Annotated in this window: 21 protein-coding genes; 8 read left to right on the plus strand and 13 right to left on the minus strand. The window is 41.9% G+C overall.

Translation table 11 applies throughout. The features are described 5' to 3' along the window. Nucleotides 1-14 precede the first annotated feature (14 nt). Nucleotides 15-2,765: a glycoside hydrolase family 2 TIM barrel-domain containing protein gene (locus tag LT679_RS04050; RefSeq protein ID WP_232175751.1), complete on the plus strand. Its 2,751-nt coding sequence runs from the start codon at nucleotides 15-17 to the stop codon at nucleotides 2,763-2,765. A 102-nt stretch (nucleotides 2,766-2,867) separates the two neighbouring features. On the opposite strand, the gene LT679_RS04055 is transcribed toward LT679_RS04050, so the two are convergent. Further along, nucleotides 2,868-3,731 (minus strand): AraC family transcriptional regulator, encoded by an 864-nt coding sequence (locus tag LT679_RS04055; RefSeq protein WP_232175753.1) that lies wholly within the window; start codon nucleotides 3,729-3,731, stop codon nucleotides 2,868-2,870. Nucleotides 3,732-3,900: 169 nt separating this feature from the next. Here LT679_RS04055 and LT679_RS04060 point away from each other — a divergent pair, with 169 nt between their 5' ends. The 4 genes from LT679_RS04060 to LT679_RS04070 all read left to right on the plus strand — a co-directional run bounded on the left by LT679_RS04060 (nucleotide 3,901) and on the right by LT679_RS04070 (nucleotide 9,071). After that, entirely contained in the window at nucleotides 3,901-5,961 is a 2,061-nt protein-coding gene (locus LT679_RS04060; RefSeq protein WP_317206528.1) for a family 16 glycoside hydrolase, read from the plus strand. Next, the gene (locus LT679_RS18600; protein ID WP_262909231.1) at nucleotides 5,889-6,260 is read left to right on the plus strand and encodes an alpha-L-arabinofuranosidase C-terminal domain-containing protein; all 372 of its coding nucleotides are present in this window, start codon (nucleotides 5,889-5,891) and stop codon (nucleotides 6,258-6,260) included. Before LT679_RS04060 ends, LT679_RS18600 begins: the two co-directional genes overlap by 73 nt. A 9-nt stretch (nucleotides 6,261-6,269) precedes the next feature. Further along, nucleotides 6,270-8,291 carry a glycoside hydrolase family 127 protein gene (locus tag LT679_RS04065; RefSeq protein ID WP_232175755.1) on the plus strand — a complete coding sequence of 674 codons (2,022 nt, stop codon included), beginning with the start codon at nucleotides 6,270-6,272 and terminating at the stop codon, nucleotides 8,289-8,291. 96 nt (nucleotides 8,292-8,387) lie between these two features. Further along, on the plus strand, nucleotides 8,388-9,071 hold the full coding sequence (locus LT679_RS04070; RefSeq protein ID WP_232175757.1) for a DUF421 domain-containing protein: 684 nt from the start codon (nucleotides 8,388-8,390) through the stop codon (nucleotides 9,069-9,071). Between the two features lie 372 nt (nucleotides 9,072-9,443). On the opposite strand, the gene LT679_RS04075 is transcribed toward LT679_RS04070, so the two are convergent. The 10 genes from LT679_RS04075 to LT679_RS04120 all read right to left on the minus strand — a co-directional run bounded on the left by LT679_RS04075 (nucleotide 9,444) and on the right by LT679_RS04120 (nucleotide 20,117). Continuing rightward, on the minus strand, nucleotides 9,444-10,478 hold the full coding sequence (locus tag LT679_RS04075) for a basic secretory family protein (protein WP_232175758.1): 1,035 nt from the start codon (nucleotides 10,476-10,478) through the stop codon (nucleotides 9,444-9,446). 212 nt (nucleotides 10,479-10,690) lie between these two features. Then, nucleotides 10,691-11,959: a tetratricopeptide repeat protein gene (locus LT679_RS04080; RefSeq protein WP_232175760.1), complete on the minus strand. Its 1,269-nt coding sequence runs from the start codon at nucleotides 11,957-11,959 to the stop codon at nucleotides 10,691-10,693. Continuing rightward, a complete protein-coding gene (locus tag LT679_RS04085) occupies nucleotides 11,949-13,058 on the minus strand; it encodes a tetratricopeptide repeat protein (protein ID WP_232175762.1) in 1,110 nt (369 codons plus the stop codon). The genes LT679_RS04080 and LT679_RS04085 overlap by 11 nt, the downstream gene beginning before the upstream one ends. Before the next feature lie 38 nt (nucleotides 13,059-13,096). Next, a complete protein-coding gene (gene gyrA, locus LT679_RS04090) occupies nucleotides 13,097-15,685 on the minus strand; it encodes a DNA gyrase subunit A (protein ID WP_232175763.1) in 2,589 nt (862 codons plus the stop codon). A gap of 146 nt (nucleotides 15,686-15,831) precedes the next feature. After that, a complete protein-coding gene (locus LT679_RS04095) occupies nucleotides 15,832-16,227 on the minus strand; it encodes a hypothetical protein (RefSeq protein ID WP_232175765.1) in 396 nt (131 codons plus the stop codon). Beyond that, the gene (gene hemF / locus LT679_RS04100) at nucleotides 16,224-17,138 is read right to left on the minus strand and encodes an oxygen-dependent coproporphyrinogen oxidase (RefSeq protein WP_232175767.1); all 915 of its coding nucleotides are present in this window, start codon (nucleotides 17,136-17,138) and stop codon (nucleotides 16,224-16,226) included. The genes LT679_RS04095 and hemF overlap by 4 nt, the downstream gene beginning before the upstream one ends. A gap of 56 nt (nucleotides 17,139-17,194) precedes the next feature. Continuing rightward, nucleotides 17,195-18,424, minus strand: coding sequence for an MFS transporter (locus LT679_RS04105; RefSeq protein ID WP_232175769.1), 1,230 nt, complete (start codon nucleotides 18,422-18,424; stop codon nucleotides 17,195-17,197). Nucleotides 18,425-18,526: 102 nt separating this feature from the next. Continuing rightward, complete coding sequence (locus tag LT679_RS04110; protein ID WP_232175771.1) at nucleotides 18,527-18,724, minus strand: cold-shock protein; 198 nt, start codon at nucleotides 18,722-18,724, stop codon at nucleotides 18,527-18,529. 134 nt (nucleotides 18,725-18,858) lie between these two features. Next, entirely contained in the window at nucleotides 18,859-19,494 is a 636-nt protein-coding gene (locus LT679_RS04115; protein ID WP_232175773.1) for a peroxiredoxin, read from the minus strand. Nucleotides 19,495-19,679: 185 nt separating this feature from the next. Then, on the minus strand, nucleotides 19,680-20,117 hold the full coding sequence (locus tag LT679_RS04120; RefSeq protein ID WP_232175775.1) for an Hsp20/alpha crystallin family protein: 438 nt from the start codon (nucleotides 20,115-20,117) through the stop codon (nucleotides 19,680-19,682). A 140-nt stretch (nucleotides 20,118-20,257) separates the two neighbouring features. On the opposite strand from LT679_RS04120, the gene LT679_RS04125 reads away from it, so the two are divergent. After that, nucleotides 20,258-20,704, plus strand: a complete 447-nt coding sequence (locus LT679_RS04125; protein WP_232175777.1) for an acyl-CoA thioesterase — start codon at nucleotides 20,258-20,260, stop codon at nucleotides 20,702-20,704. On the opposite strand, the gene folB is transcribed toward LT679_RS04125, so the two are convergent. Further along, nucleotides 20,697-21,068 (minus strand): dihydroneopterin aldolase, encoded by a 372-nt coding sequence (folB, locus tag LT679_RS04130; RefSeq protein ID WP_232175779.1) that lies wholly within the window; start codon nucleotides 21,066-21,068, stop codon nucleotides 20,697-20,699. The genes LT679_RS04125 and folB overlap by 8 nt on opposite strands. Before the next feature lie 226 nt (nucleotides 21,069-21,294). Here folB and LT679_RS04135 point away from each other — a divergent pair, with 226 nt between their 5' ends. Together LT679_RS04135 and LT679_RS04140 are read left to right on the plus strand one after the other, a co-directional pair. Then, nucleotides 21,295-23,355 carry a tetratricopeptide repeat-containing sensor histidine kinase gene (locus LT679_RS04135; protein WP_232175780.1) on the plus strand — a complete coding sequence of 687 codons (2,061 nt, stop codon included), beginning with the start codon at nucleotides 21,295-21,297 and terminating at the stop codon, nucleotides 23,353-23,355. Nucleotides 23,356-23,469: 114 nt separating this feature from the next. After that, entirely contained in the window at nucleotides 23,470-24,309 is an 840-nt protein-coding gene (locus LT679_RS04140) for a sensor histidine kinase (protein ID WP_232175782.1), read from the plus strand. Here LT679_RS04140 and LT679_RS04145 read toward each other — a convergent pair. After that, entirely contained in the window at nucleotides 24,306-25,670 is a 1,365-nt protein-coding gene (locus LT679_RS04145) for a GH1 family beta-glucosidase (protein WP_232175784.1), read from the minus strand. The genes LT679_RS04140 and LT679_RS04145 overlap by 4 nt on opposite strands. Between the last annotated feature and the right edge of the window lie 141 nt (nucleotides 25,671-25,811).

Raw genomic sequence — 25,811 nt, forward strand, 5'->3', positions numbered from 1 at the left:
CAAATAACCAAGTAATGAAACTATTTTGCCAGTTATGCCTATGCTTCCTCACATCAGTAAGCGCTTTTTCACAACAAACAAAAAAAAAGTACTTATCGGGTACAGGTAAGGATCATACCGTACTGTGGGACTTTTATTGCACTGAGGGCCGTAAAAGCGGGCAATGGACTAAATTACCCGTGCCATCACAATGGGAAACTCATGGCTTTGGTAATTACAATTACGGGCATGACAAGGTGAAATACAAAGAGCAGGGGCAATATAGAACAACTTTTGCTACTGAGCCGGCATGGAAAGGTAAGCATGTTTTTATTGTGTTTGAGGGATCAATGACGGACACCAGGGTATTAGTGAACGGCAAGCAGGCCGGCGATATTCATCAAGGTGGGTTTTACAGGTTTAAATATGATATTACCGATTTATTGAAGCCAAACGGTCAAAATCTACTGGAGGTAACGGTGGATAAGCAGTCTGCAAATAAATCTGTAAACAAAGCCGAGAACGGGGATTTCTGGATATTTGGCGGGATATTCCGCCCCGTTTATCTGGAGATAATGCCTGAGACTTACATCGACAGGCTGGCTGTCAACGCGGCGGCTGATGGTGCATTTGAAATAGACGTTTATACCAGGAATATTAAAGGCGGCGAAATAATTGACGGCCGGATACAAAAATTAAATGGACAAACTGTGGGCAAAGTATTCAGAACATCCGTCCAAATGGCTGAGGAGTTCCAAAAGCTTAGCGCAAAATTTGCCGACCCTTTAAAATGGAGCGCCGAATCTCCCAACTTATATCAGGCTGTTATTAATGTTAAAGATAAGAACGGTACGGTGCTACATCAGGTTAAACAAAAGTTCGGCTTCCGTACAATTGAAGTCCGGAAAAATGATGGTTTATACCTGAACGGGGCAAGGATTATATTGAAAGGTGTGAACCGCCATAGTTTTTGGCCGGAGAGTGGGCGTACCCTTAGTCGCAACGTTCACATGTTAGATGTAAACGCCATTAAAGATATGAATATGAATGCGGTACGTATGTCGCATTATCCGCCAGATCAGGAGTTTTTAGATATGTGTGATTCCGTTGGTCTATATGTGTTGGATGAGTTGACCGGTTGGCAAGCCAGCTACGATACTATAGTTGGCCGGAAGCTGGTTAAGGAGTTAGTAGTACGGGACGTAAATCATCCCTCTGTTTTATTTTGGGATAACGGTAACGAAGGTGGTTTTAATCGCGGGCTTGATAATGATTACCGTCTGTACGACCCGCAGAACAGAACGGTACTGCATCCATGGGAAAAATTTAACAATACTAACACCCGGCATTACCCGGATTATAATTACGTGGCAAACATATTACCAAAAGACCCGGATGGCGGCGTGTTTTTCCCTACAGAGTTTATGCATGGCCTTTACGATGGCGGCGCAGGTGCCGGTCTCGAAGATTTTTGGAATGCTATGTTAAAATATAAAGCGAATGCAGGCGGCTTTATATGGGTGCTTGGCGATGAAGCGCTTATTCGTACGGATAAAAATAACGCATATGATGCGGATGGTAACCATGCACCGGACGGCATAGTTGGGCCGCATCGCGAAAAGGAAGCAAGCTATTATACCATAAAGGAAATATGGTCGCCTATTTATATTAATCAGCAATCTATCAATACAAGTTTTGACGGTAAAGTAGCCGTTGAAAACCGATATTCGTTCGTTAATCTTAACGCTTGTACATTTAAATGGAAGCTTGTTAAATTTCCGGGTGCCGCATCTAAAAATACGTCTGCTATAACTACAATTACCGGAAAACCGTTACCCTTATCGTTAGCGCCGGGTAAAAAAGGAACTCTTAATTTAAAATTACCTGCGAATTGGATCAATAACGACGCCTTGTATTTAACGGCTTATGACGTTCACAAAAAAGAAGTATTCACTTGGAGCTGGCCTATAACAGCGCCAGCTAAAATAATCAAGGCCAGCACTCCCTGGGTGAAAATGCCTGTTATCGGCAGTGAAAATGCAGAGGAAGTTATTATCAACGCTAATCTTATAAAATATCACTTTAATAAAAGTACCGGGTATCTAACCAAGGTGGTTAAGCCCAATGTAACTGTTTCATTGTCCGGAGGTCCGGCGTTAGCGGGCGTTAAAACACACTTAAAAAGTTTCAGATACAAGCAAGAAGATGGCAGCCAGATAGTCGAAGCGGATTACGACGGTGATGCTGACCTGCAAGTAAGATGGACCTTTGCCTGGGGCAAACCGGTGCAACTACAATACACCTACAAGCAAAATGGCGATGTTGATTTTCATGGTATTAGTTTCAACTATCCGGAGGGTAAAGTCACTGGCGTAAAGTGGCTTGGTCGCGGACCGTATAAGGTTTGGAAAAACCGCCTGCGTGGCCAGCAATTTGGTGTTTGGTATAAAAATTATAACAATGGCATTACCGGCGAAAAATGGGAGTATCCTGAATTTAAGGGATATCACCAGGAGGTTAACTGGATAACCATCGAAAATAAGGAAGCGCCGTTTACTGTGTACAGCGGTGATAAAAATATTTTTGTACAACTATACAAACAGGATAGGGCAAATGCCACGCTTGATCGGGTTGAACCGCCCATGCCAACTGGTGACATCAGCTTTTTGCAAGGCATCAGCGCCATCGGTACAAAATTTCAGGAAGCAAAAGATTTAGGACCGCAAAGTCAAAAAAATAAGCTTACCGGCGAAGCAATAAGCGGTACCTTATGGTTTCAATTCTAATTAATATTGGCAAATGACAGATAAAAAATATAATTGAACGCTTATAAACTCGATCCAATTCACTCTATTACCCTCGTTAAAATAAACAGCATACAAGGTTTATTAACTTATTGTATGCCGTTTGTTTTGTTTTTGATAGGCGAGAGGCGATAAGCCAATCTGCTTTTTAAAGCGACGGTTAAAATAGGAGATGTTGTTAAAACCGCTTTCAAAGCAAACCTGCAATATACTAAGTTCTTTTTGCTGCAAAAGGCGGCAGGCATAACCTATACGCAAGTCGTTCACAAATTCAGATAACGTTTTTCGCGTGTGTTGCTTAAAATAGCGGCAAAAGGCCGCCACCGTTAAGTTCGCCATAGCCGCTACATCATCAATTGCAATATCATTTCTAAAGTTATCGAGCAGATAATGATAAATGCGGTTCATCCTTGCTGTGTCTTTTTGAATGCTTGCGGCTATTTGTTTCTGGGCCGATAAAACGGTGTAATCCTTAGCCTTGGCTAATAAGCCCAACAAGCCAATCAATCCCGCCACGGCTTCTGGTTCGTCTGCATTTACCATGGCTTTCATTTTCCGCTCAGCTAAATCACGTGTCTCGCCGTAAAAGTTGAGGCCGTGTTTGGCACGCTCAAATAATTGGTTCAGGGCGTTAAATTGTGGTTTATTGAAAAAACCTGCACCCAGGCAATTCTCGTCAAATTGTATTACAATCTGGTGCACTTCACGGTCGGCAGGCATATGCTTGTTGTAAAAGGTATGTGGCAAATGCGGCCCGAATAAGCACAAATCACCCGGAAAAAAATCAGCTATATGGTCGCCCACATAACGGGTGCCGCTGCTTTTCATCACAAAAATAATCTCATATTCCGGGTGTGTATGTAACGGGAAATCGTTAAAGGGAAAACGCTCCTCCTTTACTACAAATAACCGTTCACCGGCCATTATTTTCTCTTCAAACAAACGCATATATCAATATAGTGTCAATATCTGCTAATGGAGTACCAATTATTTCCTTTAATGGTATACATTTTTGCACTGCATTAGCCAACAAACATAAAAAAAATTCTACGCTGTTATGTTTCCAAAAGTCTTATTTAGTTTATGCTGTGTTTGTTTTCTACAACTCGAAATTCGTGTGTTAGCTCAGCAAGCGCATATCAAAGTTGACGCCAGTAAAGTTTTGAACCGCATACCTGAAAAACTTTATGGTTCGTGCATTGAGGATGTGAATCACGAGATATATGGAGGCTTGTATGATCAGCGAATATTTGGTGAAAGCTTTGAAGAACCAGCGCTGGGCCCTCAAATTACAGGCTGGCAAGCATTAGGTGGCCATTGGAAGAGTGATCAAAATGAAATACAGGTGAACGCCGGCGAGGGTTTTAAGCTCGTCAGAAATAAAAGACCCGTCGGCGCCTACACGGTAAGCCTGCAACTGAAATTTGGCAGCAGGAATGACAACGCCGGAATTTTAGTAAACGTAAACAACGCACGTACCGGAGCAGACAGATTTAACGGCTATGAAATAAGCATCGATCCCAATAAAAGGGTTTTGGTATTCGGCAAGCATCAAAACAACTGGACACCGCTACAGGAGGTTAAAACGGATATCGATTTTAAGGCATGGATCAAATTGAAAGTTAAAGTTGATAACAATCATTTTACTGTTTACATAAATGATAAAAATGAACCAATTGCCGATTTAACGGATCATAATAATCCTTTGCCTTCAGGCCATTTCGCTTTGCGTACTTACAACGCTGATGTAACGTACAAGCAGATTGCTTTTAATAACGTTATTGAAAAATTCACATCCAAAACTCAGTTACAAGTTAGTGGCGCATGGGATGTAGTAAATACTGCAAATAATGCAGGTTATGCTTTAGTGACTGACGCCTATAACGGCAGCCAGGCGCAACTTATAATGCATAACGGCGGCAAAGGTTTAACCGGGATAGCCAACAGAGGCTTGAACAGATGGGGCATCGCGATTAAAAAAGGCAATACTTATACCGGCGAATTGTATTTAAAAGCTCAGGGTATAAAGGATGGCGCTACCGTGTCACTGCAAAGCGCTGACGGGCGGAAAATGTATGCCAGCCACACGATAAAAAGTGTCACCAGCAAATGGGCGCCATATTCGTTCAGGTTAAAATCCAACCAAACGGATGGTAACGCGCGTTTTGTAGTAACTATCAACAGTAAAGGTAAGTTATTGGTAGATCAGGCGACGCTTATTTGTAAACAGGAGCAGTTTAAGGGGTTGCGCATACGCAATGATATTGCACAGACTATGCAACAGGAAGGCCTTAACTTTTTAAGATACGGTGGCACCATGGTTAATGCTGAAGGATATCGATTTAAAAAAATGATAGGCCTACGCCAAAACCGGCCGCCATACAAGGGGCATTGGTATCCGTACTCCACTAACGGATTTGGTATTGAAGATTTTCTGCAATTTTGCGAAGCCGCTGGATTCGAGGCTGCATTTGCCGTAAATATTGAGGAAACGCCTGAAGACATGGCTGATATGGTGGAATATTTAAAAGGAAGCATTAACACCAAGTGGGGAAAATTACGCGCCCAAAATGGTCACCCGGTGCCTTACAAAGTGAAGTATATTGAGATAGGCAACGAAGAAGTGATTTTTCAGGGTGATGTAGCGGCTGATTATGAACATTATGCCGAAAGGTTTGTAAAACTTCGCGATGCCATGCACGCCAAGGATAGTACTATTAAATTTATTTGTTCAGCCTGGTGGCGGCCCAATTCGCCAAACATGAAACGCGTGTTTAGAGCAATAAACGGAAAAGCTGATTACTGGGATTTGCATACCGATGCCGACGCACCCAATTCCGGTAGTAAAGTAGATAGTTCGCTTACACAAATGAAAGTGTTATTTTTAAAATGGGATCCGAATACCCGGCTTAAATGTGCCATATTTGAGGAGAACGGGGGCAGGCATGATGTTGCACGCGCGTTAGGGCACGCCACTACTTTAAATGCCGTTAGGCGCCATGGCGATTTTGTACTTACATCGTGCGCGGCCAATGCCCTGCAACCACTCGGTCAAAACGATAACGGGTGGGATCAGGGACAAATATTCTTTACGCCTTCGCAGGTATGGGGCATGCCACCTTTTTATGCCCAGCAGATGGCGTCAGCCAATCATCAACCGTTAAATTACAAGCAATAGCCGATGGTGACCTGGATGTTACAGCGACGCTTAGTGATGACCGAAAACAGCTTGTGTTGCACGTTGTGAATCCGTTGACTAAGGCTATCAACACTAAAGTTGAATTAAATGGTACCAAAAGCCATTCAGGCAGCGCTACCTTAACGCAACTGGCAGGCGAACCTGACGGTACTAACAGCTTAACCCAACCTAAACGCATTATTCCTGCAAACCTAAAGGTAAACTTTAACAGCCATAATTTTGACTACACTTTCCTGGCATCATCATACAGTATTCTTCTTTTTAACCTTTTAAATTAACTATCAATCATGATCGTAAAATACACTTTAACCGCATTATTAGCCGGTATAATTACACTTGTGGAAGCAGCTTTCGTAGATGCACAGAATATTAAGCCCGTTGATGTAAAGCATGTTAAAATAAACAACGGATTTTGGTCGCCGAAACTCAAGGTGATACACGACGTAACGGTGTACGATGTGCTTGATAAACTGGAAGGTAATTATAAGCCCGACCGGGAGGATCTGATAAAAGAAAAGGAAAAAACCGGCCGTACACGCAACGCCTTTTTAAATTTTGACCGGGTAGCACAAGGCAAAAGTAATATCGGCCAGTTTGATGGACCGCCCTGGTATGACGGATTAGTATACGAAAGTATACGTGGTGCCGCCGATCTGCTAATTGCACAACCCGATAAAAAACTCGAACAAAAGCTCGATGCATATATCGAAAGGATAGCCAAGGCACAGGCTGCCGATCCGGAAGGATATATTAATACTTACACCACGCTCAACCGGCCTGCGCAAAGGTGGGGTACCAATGGCGGCGATGACCGTTGGCAGCACGATCTGTACAACGCAGGAATGCTGGTTGAGGCTGGTGTACATTATTATGATGCCACCGGCAAAACCAAGCTGTTAGGTGTAGCTGTAAAAATGGCCGATTACATGTGCAAGGTTATAGGTGATGCACCCAAAATGAACATTATACCCGGCCATGCTGGTCCGGAAGAGGCCTTTTTTAAGCTTTATTTATTACTTAAGGCACAACCTGAATTAGCCAATAAGTTAAACACAAAGGCCACGCCCGATGCTTATTTACACCTGGCTAAATACTGGATCGAGCATCGCGGGTTTCCGGCTGATGCGGATGGTGCCCGTAAACGCCAGGCTTATGGCAGTTATAATCAAGACGACCAATCCGTTTTTACACAGCAAACCATAGAGGGGCATGCAGTGCGCGCCACTTTGTTAGGCACAGCAATATCGGCTATAGGAGCTTATAAAAACGACCAACGATATATAAATACGGCAAACCGATATTGGGATAACATGGCAGGCAAACGTACATTTATTACCGGCGGGCAGGGCGCTATTGCTGAAGATGAAAAATTCGGGCCTGATTATTATCTCCCTGAATCAGCTTACCTGGAAACTTGTGCAGCAATAGGAGCAGCTTTTTTTAGTCAACGTATGAATGAATTGCAGGCTGATGGCAAGTATATGGATGAGTTCGAAAGGGCTTTGTATAACAATATTTTAGCAGGTGTATCATTAGATGGCCGCCATTATCATTATGAAAATCCGCTTCAGGCAACCAACCACCCGAGATGGGAGTGGCATAGCTGCCCGTGCTGCCCACCCATGATCTTAAAAATGGCAGGAGCCCTGCCTGGTTTTATTTACGGTACCGATGCTAAAAACGGCGTTTATGTAAATTTATTTATTGGCAGCAATGCAACCATTGGCGAGGGTAAAAGTATTACAAGAGTAAGCCAGAAAACTGAATATCCATGGAAAGGGGCGGTTAATATCAGTGTTGATCCAGAAACAACAAAAAGCTTCTCGGTATATGTACGCATACCAGGCTGGGCCACCGGTACCGAAAATCCATTCGGCTTGTATAACGCCGAGCAGAAAGGCAAGGTTGCTTTACAGGTAAATGGTCAGGCGGTACCTGTTAATATTCAAAAAGGCTATGCTGTAATTACCCGTAAATGGAAAAAAGGGGATAAAATTATGTTGAGCCTGCCTATGGAGCCGAGAGTTGTTAGTGCAAATACATTGGTAAAAGAACTAAACAATAAGCGGGCAATCGCTGCAGGCCCATTGGTTTATGCTTTTGAAGCTAATGATAACAAAAGCTTAAACGTTGGCAATCTTACAAATCAAAACAAACTTGACGTTAAAAATCAACCCGATTTATTGAATGGTATCAACATCATAAAAGTTAAAGCCAGTAATTCATCATCTGCACTTACTGCAATACCCTTTTATTCAATAGGCAACAGGGGTAATGCAACTTATCAGGTTTGGTTACAATCCCAATAACTTTAATATAAATATATAGCGGTTATGTTGATTTGCTTGCAACAAATAACCTCTCATCTCTGTTAATCATGAGGTTTTAGCTACTACCTCATATACATGGAAATTGATTGGCATAATATATTTCTTAATGATCTTGACTTAAGTTATATCGCGGAGATTGTGTTACGCACAGTTTTAATGTTTGCTTTCATCCTTATATTGCTAAGGCTGTCGGGCAAGAAAGGGGTGAGGCAACTTAGTATTTTTGAGGTTGCAATTATTATCGCACTTGGCTCCGCGGCCGGCGACCCGATGTTTAATAAAGATTTTGCCATACTTCCATCGCTGTTAGTGTTTGTAATTATATTGGCGTTTTATCGGGTGCTCACTTACATAGCCGCAAAAAATGAAAAGTTTGAAAGCATTCTTGAGGGCAACGCCATGTACATAATTGAAGATGGCATGTTTACCTTACAGGAAGAAACAGACAACACATTTGCTAAGGATGAGTTTTTTGCTGAGATGCGCGCCATGAGCATAGAACACGTAGGGCAGGTGCGCACAGCCATTTTAGAAACCAACGGACAGGTAAGTTTCTTTTTTTACAATGATGAGGAAGTCAGACCGGGATTGCCTGTCCTGCCCAAACCCTATAACAAGCGGTCTAAAAATTTGAAGGTATCAGGTTCATACGCTTGCACATTTTGCGGACGAGTTGAAGAACGCGTTACTGCAGGGCAATGCGGGCGTTGCAACCATGATGAATGGGTTACCGCTATTCAAACACGAAGGATAGCTTAAAGGATTGAAGCTGTAAGATTTATTAAAAACTTAACAAAGGCTATCAGCAAAATCAGGTTATATAACAATATCTTTACAGACCCTTATTTTTACTATGTCTGTACCCTTAACATTGATCACTTCTGACGTTAATAAATGTCCGAAGTGCGGTAACGTGATTTTAACACGGCTGAAGCGTAATTTACTATTCAAAACTATTTCGCCTGACTCTAAACGCTATAAGTGCATGAAATGCTTTGCCACGTTTTATGTAAGAAATCAGTCAGCCAAAGGAGTGGAGCAATAGTTTTATACTAAACCAGTATAGTTACCCAGCAAACATCTAACCGTATGAAGATTGTTATATTGCCGGGTAACTTTTAAATACTAAGGTTATATATTTTTGCTGCTATAAACCAAATGCAATACCGGGTCTGCTGAATAAGCCGCCCACAACTCATCAAGCGTTTTTCCGGAAAGATCAACCCAGGTACTTTCTTTAAATGTGCCATTCCTGAGCTCTTTGTCGATGGCTACAATCATTCCTGGTTTAATTTTTTGATCTATCCATTCAAAAAAACGAGCTGTTGTACGGTAGCTATCTTTGTAGCCTTGAGGTTTTGCTTTAAATGATGGTAAATACCATTTTGAGCCAACATTATCTACACCGTATTTATAACGGATGAAATCAGCAATACCCTCGGTTAGCCAAACAAGATCACGCCCGTAGCTATAACCATAACCCTGAACGAGGTGCATGCCTTCGTGGGTTACTACGTCCACATCATACGGAAATTTATTCATGTACTTAGTAGAAAACAGAATACGATTACCGGAAGCTTCGGCCACGCCGTTGTATGCGGTATCAGTTACAAAAACTACATCACGCGTAGCTTTATCGTTAAACATACTAACCAGCTTTGGATAAACTTCAAAGTAGGTTTCAATCAGATTTTTTTGGATAGTAGCGTCAAAGTTTGAGTTTTTGTTAACAAATACTAATGAATATCCATCTTTCTTAATAGTGTCAACCGATGTCCAGTTTTTATGAAAAGCATCGTTGAGGTGTTGTTCTAAAGCATTCAGATTCTTTTTGCTTTTCAGCCATTTTCCATTGGCAATAATTTCACCAGGAATAGCTTTTATTGTAAAATTTTTCACGGTATCGATGATGCGCATGGTAACCTCACGTTTTGTACGATACCCGTCAGCGGTAGCAAAACCAGGATAAGTGTTTCGGAATGCCATGCCAAGTTTAGCAGTGTCAATTTTTGTTTTGGCTACATCAATAACAGTCAACGCGTATGGCCTTGGCTGATAGCGCCTGCGTTGCGGATTTTGCGCGTTTGAACTGCCTGGAGTATTTTGTGCAAACGCTGATATACACAAAAGCACAAGCAAATTAATACTGGTAAATAGTTTAATCATTTGTTAGTTGGTTTTTGCATTAAATATAAATCAACCTGTAATAATATCTTGTAAAAAGAATGTTGCTTTTATGCCTATAACATTTCGATAAATCAACCTCAGCTTTTAAACCAGTTACAGCAAGAACTATCTAAGTTAAATAATTCATATAATTAATATTATGTTAAGTAATTGGTGATTTTAATAGGGCCTCTTTATAAGGCCCTATTTTATTAAAGTGCTTCTATTTGCTTTTGAACTTTATTTGCGTTAGCTGTATCCTTTTTACCTAAGTAATAAGTTTTAAGGTTCGTTAAAGCTTCAGGTGATTTTGGATTCAACTCCACAGCTTTATCCAAATAAGGCTTTGCGGCGTCAAATAAACCATTTGCTTTAGCTACAGCAGCAACATATTCTTTTTGTTTGTTAACCGGCAATGCGTTGGCTGCGTTATAAGCGTCAATAGCCGGGTTAACCATCACAAAACCTAAATTAAGTGCAGCGTCAGCATAATTCGGATCAAGCTCAAGCGCTTTTTTGTACATCTCGGCAGATTTTGCGTAAGCTTGCTCTTTCTTAGCTAAAAAAGGCGCTTTAGCAGCCGGAGTTTTGGCTTTCTTGGCATCTTTATCGGCCATGTCAGCAACCTTTGCATAAGTTATACCACCATAGTAGTATAAAGCTTTGTCTTTAGGGCTATTGGCAATAGCTGCCTCAATTTTTGAAACCGCTTCAGTTTCTTTACCCTGAACCAGGCTGATCTCAATTTCGCGTGAACGCAGGTTAGCACTTGTTGGAAATTTTTGAACACCTTCTGATACAGTTTTCAAGGCGCTTGCAGTATCTTTGCTCATCAAGTAACTGCTGGCCAGGTCATTATAAATATCTGCTTTTTTGCTGTAGTTGGTAGTCAGCAATTTTTGGTAACCGCTGATAGCCATTGGTAAAAATTTGGCATCGTCCCTACCCGCGTTAGCTGCTGATAAAGCAGTGTAATATATCGCGTTTGTGTCTTCAGGTAAAATCTGGCGGTAAGTATCAAACGAAGTATACGCCAGGTTATATTTACCGGCTTGATACTGCTTAACGCCCTGATTTAAAGCATACTGCGCAAGGTAACGCTCACCGTTATTTACTAATTCTTTTAATTCTTTATCATCGCCCTTTGTATCAAGCTCTTTAGCTTTTTTGATCGCTTCAGCAGCTGCTGTTTGCAACGGAGCCGCGGTGGTTTCAACGCTGTCGCGCGAAGCTAAAGCCGCATACACCACACCTTTTACAGCATATGTTAAAGGCAAATTTGCGGTTTTTTCGTGTGCAGCAGCTTTGTCAATTGCAATTTTAGCATCACCTAAGCTTTTTACCGCTACGGTTGCCATTGCTTCTTTAGTACTCTCATACTTCTGATACTCTTCCTTAGCTTTATTAAGCTCACCTTTTTGTGCAAAGGCTGTAGTTGTAGCAAGAGCAAGCACACCAGCCGTTAAAAGTTTAATTTTCATAAGATACTTTATCAGTTAACTGTTTAAGTTTATTGTTTACTTTATTTAATTGCCTTGTGTTGCCAGTGCGCTGATATATCTGCTGCAGCAATTGCAGGCTTTTTACATCTGTCGGCAAAATTTCGGCAGCCTTCTGCAGCCATTTTGATGCGTAGTAAATATCCTTTAAAACGTCATCATCTTTTTTGTCAATCGCGCTTTTTTTATAATACAGCAATCCAAGGTTAAAAACCGGATCGAAAGCTACACTATTTAATTCAATCGCTTGCAAATAAAGCTCTTCGGCTCTATCATATTTTGAAAGCTGGTCATAACAATTGGCTGCCACAAATATAACATCCGGATTGTTTTTATATTCAGCTATAAGCTTAGGCAACAAAGGTTCTAACGCTTTATAGTCTTTTTTGTTATTGTAAATGTTTGCTTCATCCATCAGCAGAAATTTATCGCCCGGTAACAGCGTTTTCCCTCTTTTTATAATATCAAGCGCGCGGGCGGTGTCCCCTACCGCCATATTAATATTAGCAGCTGTTTGGATGTACTCAGGCTTGATGTTATCGCCGTCAATAAGCGAATTATAAAAATTAGCCGCTTGCTGTAAATTACCAAGTTTGGTATTGGAATACGCCAGGTAAGCGTTAAGCGGTTTATAAGATGGATCGTAAAAATGGGCACGGCTAAAATACTGCTCAGCGTTGGTAAAGTCGGACCGGTTCATGTACCCAAACCCAATACGTATAGCTGCATTTGCAAGGCATTGCCTAATGAATTTCAACTCGTCCGGATAGCGGTTGATCTTAGGGTGTTTGGATAGCTTGTTGTCTACAAAATCAGCAGTGGTATTAAAAAAATCCCCGGGTTGGTTTAATTTATTAGTGGTATCTACCTGTAAAATAGTAGCGTATACCAATCCGCGGTACGTGATCTTTTCAATATTATTTGAATCACGGCGGCTGGTAACTAAACTGTCGATGGATTTTTTTGCCCTGCCGAGCCAGTTAATATCTTTTGTTTGTTGATAAAAACCAAGGCTGTTTGCCACGGTCTTCAGCGCTTCAGATTGACCGAAGGCTAACGGCGCGGCAAACAGCGTTATCAAAATGGTGATTATTACTTTACGGCAATGCATCCAAATTATTATTCGTTATCAGTTTCCGGTGCTTCCTTATCGGCGCCGGCTTCCGGTTCAGTATTTTCGGTATTAGCGTCAGCGTTTGTGCCTTCTGCTGTAACTTCGAGTTCAGTTGTTTCCTCTTCCGGATCATGCTCAACTTTAGCAACCGAGGCAATTTCGTCGTTTCCTTTCAGGGTAATTAACCTCACCCCTTGCGTTGCACGGCCCATAACCCTTAATTCATTTATGGCAATACGTATTACAACACCTGAGCGATTGATGATCATCAGGTCCTCAGCATCAGTAACACCTTTTATGGCTACAAGGTTTCCGGTTTTTTCGGTAATATTTAGTGTTTTTACACCTTTACCACCACGGTTTGTAACGCGGTAATCATCAATATCGGTACGTTTACCGTAACCCTTTTCTGATACAACCAATACCGTGGTTTCCGGGTTATCAATACTGATCATGCCGATAACCTCGTCATTATCATTATCAAGCGATATACCGCGAACACCTGTTGCCGTACGGCCCATCGGCCTAACAGTCGACTCGTTAAAGCGGATAGCACGACCTGATTTAAGCGCCATAACTATTTCGCTGCTGCCGCTGGTAAGGTTTGCCTCAAGCAAGGTATCTCCCTCGTTAACATTAATGGCGTTGATACCATTAGCACGCGGACGAGAATATGCCTCTAATGAGGTTTTTTTGATGGTACCTTTACGGGTACACATGATGATATAATTATTCTCAAGGTACTCCTGATCCTTAAGGCTGGTAAGTTTAATATAAGCCTTGATCTTCTCTTCCTTAGGAATATTGATGATATTTTGAAGCGCACGGCCCTTTGAAGTTCGTGTACCTTCAGGTATCTCAAATACACGTAACCAGAAACAACGCCCGGCTTCGGTAAAGAACAGCATGTAGTTGTGGTTTGATGCCACCAGCAGATGTTCGATAAAATCCTGATCGCGGCTGTTGCTGCCTATTGAGCCTTTACCACCCCGGCCCTGCGTACGGTACTCGGTAAGCGGTGTGCGCTTAATATAACCTTCATGCGATATCGTGATTACAACATCATCGTCAGAAATAAAATCTTCGGTTTGCATCTCGGCCGATGAATGTACCATTTCGGTTTTACGCTCATCACCAAATTTATCCTTAACTTCAAGTAACTCATCTTTGATGATCTGCATACGCAGGCCTTCATCGGCAAGTACTGATTTCAAGTAGTTGATCTGCTCCATCAATGCAGCATATTCATCTTTTATCTTATCACGCTCCAGTCCGGTTAAACGGCGCAGGGTCATGTCTAATATCGCGCGGGCCTGGATGTCGCTCAATCCGAATTTTTCAATCAAACCTTCGCGAGCCTCATCAGGGGTAGACGATGCACGGATCAGGCGGATAACTTCATCCAAGTGATCAAGCGCGATTAGTAAGCCCTCTAATATGTGCGCGCGCTTCTCAGCTTCGGCCAGCTCATACTTAGTACGGCGGATTACTACCTCATGACGGTGCTCAACAAAATGATGGATCATATCCTTCAGGTTGAGCAGCATTGGCCTGCCTTGTACGAGTGCGATATTGTTTACGCTGAATGAGGTTTGCAGTGAAGTGTATTTGTACAGGTTGTTTAACACGATAGCAGCGTTGGCATCACGTTTTACCTCGTATACAACACGTATACCTTCGCGGTTTGATTCATCGCGAATGGCCGAAATGCCTTCGAGTTTTTTCTCGTTAACCAACTCGGCGGTACGCTCAATCATTACCGCTTTGTTCACCTGGTATGGTATCTCGCTAACTATAATGCGTTCGCGATCATTATTGTAGGTTTCTATTTCGGCGCGTGCGCGGATAACGATACGGCCACGGCCAGTTTCAAATGCTTGTTTAGCACCTTCGTAACCGTAAATAATACCACCTGTCGGGAAATCCGGGCCTTTGATATACTGCATCAGTTCCGGAACCTCTATCTGGCGATTGTCTATCAGCGCTACGGTAGCGTTTACTATCTCGGTAAGATTGTGCGGCGGCATGTTGGTTGCCATACCTACGGCAATACCTGATGCACCGTTGACCAGCAGGTTAGGTATTTTTGATGGAAGAACGGTTGGCTCCTCCAGCGAATCGTCAAAGTTTAACTGATAATCAATAGTATCCTTATTGATGTCGGCCAGCATTTCTTCGGCAATTTTTTGCAGCCTTGCCTCTGTATAACGCATAGCCGCCGGTTGATCTCCATCTATTGAGCCGTAGTTACCCTGGCCTTCAACAAACGGGTAGCGAAGGCTCCAATCCTGCGCCATACGTACCATGGCATCATAAACTGATGTATCGCCGTGCGGGTGATACTTACCTAATACCTCACCAACAATACGTGCCGATTTTTTATAAGGCTTATTGCTGGCCAAACCCAGATCGAGCATACCATAAAGCACGCGCCTGTGTACCGGCTTTAAACCGTCGCGCACGTCAGGCAAGGCCCTTGATACGATAACCGACATTGAATAGTCAATGTAGGCAGATCGCATCTGTTCATCAATATTAATCGAAATTATACGGTCTTCGTTTTGTGGATTGTCGTTTCCTGTTTCGTCAGCCATTTTATATTATATGTAGAACTCTTCTCAAAATACGCGCGTAATTGATTTTACGGCGACCTGCGAAGTTAAGAATTAATATGATTTTTGGCACAGATGTTAGTAAAAACCACATTGTTTACAACCTGCTGTAAAGCATCGGTTTAAGGCTACTTTATCTTTTTCCAATATTCCTCAACCGTTGCGCCATCGGGCAATGTGCCTTTAAATTTGAGCGTATCGTTGCTGATTGTGTAAGTATAGACTATGGTTTTGTTAAGCGTTTGCGATGGTTGGCTGCAGTAAGTTTGCGTTTCAAAACACGTATCGGCTTTTAACTCGTAATTACCTGTTTCATATTTAACCGCCTTTTGACCAGGTTCTAGTACGAACGCTTCAAAATCCTTCTTTTTATATTTACGCTGCAGCGTATACTCTGTTGGCGCGGCTGATAGTTTACCGTTGAACATGCCGCCGCAATATTGCCACATACCCTTTAATGATGCATCGTTAAACGAACTGCATAAAACTATAACCGATAAACATATTACAAGCCTTTTAATCATTCTGCCCAATTTATGCCCTTTTTTAATAACGATAATGTGCGCTCTTCATTACTGCCCGCAGCTGGTGTGTGGTTATAAACCCACTTGGCAGTTGGTGGTAAACTCATCAGTATCGATTCAATACGTCCGTTGGTTTCCAGTCCAAAACGGGTACCTGCATCGTAAACTAAATTAAATTCGGCGTAGCGGCTACGGCGTAAATATTGCCAATGCTGGTGTTCGTCGGTAAATGGTGTGTTGCGGTTGCGTTCAACTAACTCGGTATAAATTGGAATAAACGAACGGCCGAGATTTTTCGAGAATTCAAATATGTCATCCCAGGTAACTTCGTCATTTGCGGTAAGCCTGTCGTAAAATATGCCGCCTATTCCGCGTGTTTCATTTCGATGTTTGATAAAAAAATAATCATCAGCCCATTGTTTAAAGCGATGATAATATTCAGGATGGCATGAGTCACAAACGGATTTCAGATAAGCGTGAAAGTATTGCGCATCGGAATCAATAACATAATGCGGCGTTAGATCTATCCCACCGCCAAACCAACGTAGAGGCTGCTTTTCAGGGTCATCAGTCGGCATTTCAAAATACCTGATGTTCATGTGAATGATAGGTACCCAAGGTTGGTTAGGATGTATAACGATAGATACGCCGGTGGCAAAAAACTCGTCATTCTCTACCTTCAGCGCTTTTTTCATGGTATCAGGAAGTTGCCCGTATACGGCAGAAAAATTGACGCCCCCTTTTTCAAATATGTTTCCGTTTTGGATGACGCGTGTAATGCCACCTCCGCCACCATCACGTTGCCATTGCTCCTCCTCAAACCGGCTTGTACCATCCACCGCCTCAAGCGCGAGGCATATTTCGTTTTGTATTATCCGGTAGTCTGCCGCTATTTGTTCTTTGCTTATCATTAAGCGCAAAAGTAACTAATTTGTTAAATGAATGCACATTTGAAGGATCAACACAATCAGGTTTCCATGTAATCCAAATCCTTATTAAAGCTCTCCTTTAACCGGCTTAAAGCAAAAAGCGACAGGCCGATCAATATAAATAACATAATGTATCCGCTGGTAATACGGCCGTAATGCTTAACCAAGGCGTCAAACGCAAAGTTGATCGGTATCAACGCACCGCGTACAAAGTTGGGTACAGTGGTAGCCACGGTTGAGCGGATATTGGTACCAAACTGCTCGGCAGCAATTGTATTAAATGTAGCCCAATAACCTATACAAAACCCAATGATGAAGCTAAGCCACATAAATTTATCAGGCGTAATGCCTTTAGCGCTTAGGTAAACAATAACACTGATGGTTGATGCTACCTGGAAGATCAGCATGGTAAGCTTCCGCGACCGGGTGATCTGTGACAAAATACCTGCAAAGATATCGCCTATAGAAAGACCAATATACGTAAACATTACGCCGGTTGCAGCGCTTAGCGGCTCGGTAGCACCCAGCTCTTTGCCAAATTCCGGCGCCTGGGTTATCAATATGCCCACTACATACCATAAAGGCGCGCCAATTAATATGCAGCAGATGTATTTAAAGAACCGTTTACGATCATTAAACAGCATGAGCAGGTTGCCTTTAGATACTGTGCTTTGCTCTGCCCGTTTATACATGCCCGACTCAAACGTGCCCATGCGTAACAGCAACAGTACAAAGCCGAGCCCGCCGCCCGTAAAATATGCCGTGCGCCAATCCTCCTTGCCCACCAGTGAAGCTACTACAGCGCCAAACAAACCGATTGCCGCAACTATAGTCGTTCCATATCCACGTTTTTCTTTACTAAGCGTTTCAGTAACCAGTGTAATACCAGCGCCAAGCTCTCCGGCCAAACCAATGCCGGCAATAAACCGGATGATAGCGTAAGTATTTACATCGTGTACAAAGCCGTTGGCGATATTGGCTAATGAATATAGCAGTATTGAGCCAAAAAGCACTTTAATACGACCGAACTTATCGCCGATTACCCCCCATATAAGCCCGCCGAGCAGTAAACCAAACATTTGCATATTAATGATAAATACGCCATCGGGCTGTATATCTGCATCTGAAACGCCAATATCCTTAAGGCTTTGCGTGCGTACAATTGAGAATATGATCAGGTCATACAAATCTACAAAGTAGCCCAGCGCGGCTACAAGTACCAGGAATACTACATTGCGCTTTTGCTTGCGCGAAAGATCATCGGTCATTATAAAAATTGAGTTGGTGTATTTGGCCGGTAAACTTAAAATTTTTTACATAAAAAAACCTCTGTAAGCGCTACAGAGGTTTTAACTATAAACAGGGTGTATTTATACTTTTTTTACATTGACAGCCTGAGGGCCTTTTTTGCCATCTTCTACTTCATACTCCACAGAATCGTTATCCTTGATCGCATTAACGCCGCCCTGAACATCCTTAAAATGCACAAAAAGATCTTTACCTTCTTCGGTTATAATAAAACCGTAGCCCTTTTGTGTATTAAACCATTTTACTTTTCCAGTTTTCATATTAAATTTCGTATTAAGTTATAGCTGACAAGAATTATTACTAAAACCAAACTGAATATAAAACGGATTGATAATCAGAGCGGAATAGACAAATCTATCTCCTCAAATATAAAAAATTATTAATCCAAATAAAATTATTTATTTGGCTGCGGAGTTAGCCTTAAATATGGTTTCACCTCTGTATAACCTTTCGGGAATTTGGCCGGTATGTCCTCTGTTTTGATTGCCGGCACAACCACTACGTCCTCTCCTTCTTTCCAGTCGGCAGGCGTGGCCACGCTGTAATTTGCTGTTAATTGCAAAGAGTCTATCACACGTAATATTTCCTGGAAGTTTCTGCCGGTTGAAGCCGGATAAGTAATGATTAACTTAATAGTTTTATCAGGCGCTATAATAAACAGCGAACGCACAGTTGCAGTCAATGAGGCGTTTGGATGGATCATGTCATAAGCCTCGGCAATCTCCCGGTTCTCGTCGGCAATTATCGGGAAGTTTACCTCAACATTTTGCGTTTCGTTAATATCGTTGATCCAGCCTTTGTGCGATTCAACGCCGTCAACACTTAGCGCAACTACTTTAACATTGCGCTTATCGAACTCTTGTTTTAACGAGGCCGTGCGACCCAATTCAGTAGTACATACAGGTGTGTAGTCAGCCGGATGCGAAAAAAGCACACCCCAGCTATCGCCTAAATACCCATAAAAATCTATTTCGCCTTCTGATGTCTGCGCTTTAAAATTCGGCGCTTTATCTCCTAATCGTAAACTCATGGTATGTTATTTTTGGTTAACTATAGCTAAGGTATAGCGATTTATATTAAATATCTACAAAATTGATAGATTTTTTTCTGATGCCGTTACATAATGGCATTATCGTGACTGGCCCAAAAAAAGAAGGCCGCCTTTTTAGGCAGCCCTCTCATCAAACCAACTCTATTATGAAAAACAAAACTTACTTATTTTATTACAATCTCTCTTGATTGTACTTTGGCTTCCTCTTTTTTAGCTACATTAAGTTTCAGAATGCCGTCGGCGTAGTCAGCTTCGATACGTGATTGATCTGCCGACTCAGGCAAGGTGAATGAGCGCACAAATGAGTTATAGCTGTACTCGCGTTTGCTGTATTTTTTACCTTCGTCAACGTTCTCTGTTTTTTTCTCGGCAGAGATACTCAGCACGTTCTTATCAAGATTGATCTTAAAATCTTCTTTCTTCAGGCCAGGTACTGCCAATTCAATGTGGAATTCATTTTCAGTTTCGGCGATATTTACCGCCGGAACACGTGAGGCCAAACGGTCGCCAACAAACGCGTCATTTAAGAATGAATCAAACACGTCGCTGAAAAATGGGCTTACTGAACGGTTTCTGTTGTTGCCAAATTTTACTAAAGTCATTTTTATATCCTCCTAATGTTTTTATGTATTAAATGTTAACTTCGTCGCAATATGTTCAACTGTTATACCAATGCAGATTGAATTAATTTTGAGCGACAAAATGTCGCCATTTATGGATACTTGCTGACTTTTTGACAATAATGGCTGAAAATTTATCATATTATCGCTTCAAAACCGATATACCCATTCGTTTCTCTGATCTCGATGCCTACGGCCATGTTAATAATGCTGTTTACCTTACCTACTTTGAAATAGCCCGTTCAAACTATTGGAGAGAGGCTATCAGTTGGGATCAAAAAAAAGCAGGTGTGATATTAGGCCGATCTGAGATAAATTATCTGAAGCCCTTAACTCTTGACGATAGGATATCGTGTTATGTACGCACAACACGTATAGGCAACAGTAGTTTTGATATGATGCACGTGTTGGTTAAACACACGCCACACGGCGAGGAGATATGCACTACGGGTAAAACCGTTTGTATCAGCTACGATTACGGGGCTAACAAGTCAACACCTATACCCATAACCGAACGGCAGCGCATGATAGAGTATGATGAACCGCCGCTTATATTAAATACTAATTGATACCCTCGCGTGCTTGATAGCTGATATTTACAGCCGAATATCCCACTGATCCGCCTAAAGGTGGATTCAGCTTTTTTAAGCTAAAATTCAATTGGGTTATGTAAGGATAACTATCTTTTACGCGCTTTACTATCGCGTCGGCGGCTGTTTCAATTAATTTTCGTGGAGTAGCCATCTCCTCTTTACAGATGGCATATAACACCTGATAATCTACCGTTTGCGATAGTTCGTCATCTGCCGCATGGCTTGAAGGTTCGAAACCGACAGTTATATCAATCAGATAACGCCCCCCTATCAACTGTTCTTCATGATAAAACCCATGGTAAGCATAAAACTCCGCGTTATTTAAGCAAACAGTTATCATATGGCAAAAGTAGTCAATGTTTATCAACTCAACTAAGACAGACATAACAAGGCTCCAGGCAATAATTGTCGCTTATTAAATTATTAGTTAGTATTTTAATGTTTGCCTTAACGGTTGTCATAAATATATTATATTTGTTACAACTATTGTTTGCATCCCCTTGAGTCTTTTGGTAAGCCAATTCCAACCTAAATCACGCTGCGCCTTTTTGTGCCTATGTTTTGTTGTGGCTTTAGTTATTGGCTCGTGCAAGTCAAATCAAAAAAATGCCAACGAAAGATTTTCGCCTGAGTTTGTCAAAATTTTAAAGCATGGCACCGCGTTGCTCGAAAATCATAAAAATAAAGAGGGTTTAAGGTATATCGATTCCGGATTTAAAACCCTTACTTCACCCACTACCGGCGATTATGTTCGCAGGCATGGATTACACTACATGGTTTTGCGGCGTGGAATGGGCGAAGTGGAAAAAAGCCTGGTTTACGCAGACAGCATGGTGTATTACGCCACCCGAAATAAAAAAGACAAGTACTATGCTGAAAACCTTGCAGAAGCGAGTTTTTCAAAGGGTGACGCACTATTTGATCTAAAACGCTATGCGGAATCCTACCAACAATACTATGAGGCTTATCTTGTTGGGCAAAACACACTTAACCGGGTAATGCTGAGTGAATTTACCTATCGCATGGCACTCATCATGTTCAGGCAGGGAAATTACGAGCTTTCAAAAAAATACTTTAAGGAGAGCTATAACCAGAGTTATGATAACAACGAGTTCCTGATGTTTTATCGCCGGCAGGAAGTGCTTGATAACATCGGCTTGTGCTACAAAAAACTCTATCAAAATGACACCGCGCTATACTATTTTCAAAAAGCGCTTAAATATATTAACGATAACGAGCCCAAATTTAAGAAAGTTATACCGCAGCCTGTTTACAGGCAACAGGTAATGGGCGATCACTTTGATATAGCCCGAGGCGTTGTTTACGGAAACATAGCTGAAATTTATCAACGCCAGGGCCGTTATGCTGAGGCTGCTGAATTGCTTAAAAAAAGTATTGCCATCAATCTGCGTAAGGGAAACGACAATAACGATGGGCAGTTAACAGAAATAAAACTGGCTAAATTATGGCTTGAACGTAATCAGTTAGACTCACTTAAGCAAATACTCGATACCGTGAAGTCTCAATTCGATACTTTAAAGAACGAGGAAGCAGTTACTGACTGGAACAACCTGATGGCGCAGTATCATTTGCGTAAGCGGAACTTTGAAAAGGCCGCAGGCTATCTGCAGATATACGACGAAAAAAAGGACTCGTTAAACAAAAAGCTGAGCGATTTAATAGCGAGCGACGTAACCAAGCAATTGGCTACTTATGACAACCAGCGGAAGATAGCGTCCCTCAGCAATAATAATAAAGTGCAGCGCATTTACCTGGTAACGGCTGTTGTTATTGGTATTTTGCTGCTGTTAATTATACTCCTGGTTTATCGCAACTGGAAGCGATCTCGTGCGGCATACCAGGTGGTTAACCAACTAAACGAACAAATAAATGAACAAAATTCAGTATTAGCTAAGGCGCTTACTGAGCTTAATATAAATAGTCGAGAAAAAGACCGTATACTACGCACCGTGGCGCACGATTTACGCAACCCTATCGGTGGGATAGCATCGCTAACTACCGCCATGATTGATGATGCCGGACTAACCAGCGAGCAACAGGACCTGGTAAACCTAATCAAAGAAACTTCATACAATACGCTTGAGCTGATCAACGAAATTATGGAGATAGCCAATAACAACAACGCACCTTTGCGGATGGAGAATGTGGAGATCAACTCGTTGGTTAGTAACAGCGTAGAGCTTCTCCGCTTTAAGGCTTTGGAAAAACAGCAGCAAATTGAGATGGAGTTGTTGCCGCATGATAAAGAACTGTTTATTAGCCGCGAAAAAATATGGCGTGTTTTAAGCAACCTCGTTAGTAATGCTATAAAGTTTAGTCAGTATGGCTCAATCATCAATGTGCGCATTGTTGAAGATGCCGAAGGTGTGCGCATAGCTGTTAATGACAGAGGTATCGGCATACCCGACAACCTGAAAAGCCAGATATTCAACATGTTTACAGATGCCAAGCGACCCGGCACAGGTGGAGAAAAATCGTTTGGTTTAGGTTTATCTATATGTAAACAAATTGTAGAAAAGCACAACGGACGTATTTGGTTTGAAAGCAATAACGAACACGGCACCACCTTCTATATCAAACTATTAAATACTTCTACAGCCGCGTAAAATTTATTTGTAAACTGTACGTTTTGTTAATACAAATTAAACCTTAAAAGAGAGTTTAACGTATACGCAAAATATACACTGCTTATAAATTACTTTTTTCCAATCCGTGGCTCTATGGAATCAACTTTCAGCAACCGGTTTTCGGCCTTAAACATTCCCGAAAATACATTTGAGCGTGATGGTGAATCCATGTCCATGAATTATAGTTCATCACAGCAAAGTGACGCGGTCAAATTCGCTGCGGAACATATCCCATCAAAAAATAATATCACCGACTACAAGCGAACCAATAAAGAGTTGTACGCCATTGCCCACGATCTTAAAAATCCGCTTGCTACCATAATTACATTAACGGAGTTAGTATTGCGCAAAGGCCAACTTACTGACGAAATAAAGGAATACATTGATCATATACGCCGTATATCTGCACATTCATTAGAGTTTACCGAAGATGTGATTTATTCGGCAACTCTTGACCCGGCCGACGATACCTTGATGGCGCACGATGTAAATGCTTTAGTTTATACCGTGATGTGCGACATGACCTATCTTGCAAATAACAAGCAGCAAACACTAATTTTTAAGCCGGCACAGGTTGATGCGTCGGCGAAAATTAACAAATTTCAGATTGTACGGGTAGTAAGTAATGTAATTGGTAATGCCATCAAATTTACCCCGGCAGGTAAAAATATCCGTATTGCTGTTGATGCTGTTGATGGCTGCGTAGTTTTTTGCGTGGAAGATGAAGGTATCGGTATACCAGTTACCCTGCAATCAAAGGTTTTTGACGCATTCACCGATGCTAAAAGGCATGGCACTAATGGCGAGGCCTCTTCCGGGTTAGGATTATCTATCTGTAAACAGATAATTGATAATCATGGTGGACGGATTTGGTTTGAAGCCAGGCCCGACAATGGATCTGTTTTTTATGTAAAAATTCCCTCGGGAATTTAAACCGGTTCGGCTAAAAAATCTGCATACCATTTTCCGGAGTCTTTAACAATTCGATGTTGATTTTCAAAGTTGATGTGTATCAATCCGAAACGTGGATGGTAACCTTCGGCCCATTCAAAATTGTCTGTCAGTGTCCAAACGAAGTAGCCGTCAACTTTAAAGCCTTCGTTCTTTGCGCGTAACACTTGCTGCAGGTGTGTTTGCAGATAGTTAACGCGCTTTACATCATGCACTTGTTCAGCTTCAACCTTATCCGGAAAAGCGGCGCCATTTTCAGTAATAATAAGTTTGCGGATGTTTTTATAACCATTAAACTTTTTAATTACCTCGTAAATGGCAGGCGGATAAACCTCCCAGCGCATATCGGTTAAAGGCACTCCCCTGTTCTCGGCTTTAACAAGTTTGGCGCTTATATATGGTGTAAAAAAGGAATATTTTACAATTTCTCGCGTATAGTTCTGTATGCCGATAAAATCAAAATCAAAACTCATTCTGTCCTCATCACCGGGGTGAAAATACTTGTGTAGTTTTTTCAGCACCGGCAAATCATCCATAGGGTAACCTAAGCCAAGTATCGGCTCAATAAATAAACGGTTTATCAGTGCGTCGGCACGCTTTGCAGCGCTAACATTGCGAGGATGGGCCGAGTAAGGTTCAATATGCGAGCATGAAAAGGTCGTACCAATTGATGCGTCTTTACATTTTTCGCGCAATATTTTGGCGCCGGCCACAATGCTTAACACAGCGTGGTGTATCGCCGGTAAAAAATTGCCTAAGCCGGTACGGCCTGGGGCATGTATACCTAAAAAATAGCCGGCACCGGTAAACACCGCCGGCTCGTTCATTACCATCCAGTACTTAACCCGGTCGCCAAAGTTTTCGGCACAAATGTTTACGTACTCGCTAAACCAATTTACAACATCACGGTTCGTCCAGCCACCTTTGTCTTCAAGTGCCTGCGGCAAATCCCAATGGTAGAGCGTAACCCAGGGCTCCACTCCCACCTGTAAACAATAATCAATTACCCGGTTATAATGGTCAATTCCCTGCTGATTGATGGCACCGGTTCCGTCAGGCAAAATACGGGTCCAGGCAATAGAAAAACGGAAGTTCGGGATGTTAAGTGATTTGACTAAATCGATATCCTGCTTGTAGCTACTGTAAAAGTCACAAGCGGTTTGTGCATTGTCGCCATTTAATATCTTGCCTTTCCGGCCGGTAAATCTATCCCAGATGGATTCACCTTTACCATCGGCTGAACAGGAACCTTCTGTTTGGAATGCGGCAGTTGATACTCCCCACTGAAAATCGCGGCCGAAAGACAGGCGCGATAGTTGATCACTTTTGATAGATGCCTCCATTATTTTGAGCCTAAAAGCAGCCCAAAATGTGCATTTAAATTGTATTTATCAAGCAACGCGTTTTATATTAATGAATGAAGGTCGAACGCATGCTTTTTAAAAAGAACCATTCGCGTAATTGATCAACCAGGTAATTAACAA

The sequence above is a fragment of the Mucilaginibacter roseus genome (assembly GCF_021215455.1).
Classification (GTDB): domain Bacteria; phylum Bacteroidota; class Bacteroidia; order Sphingobacteriales; family Sphingobacteriaceae; genus Mucilaginibacter; species Mucilaginibacter roseus.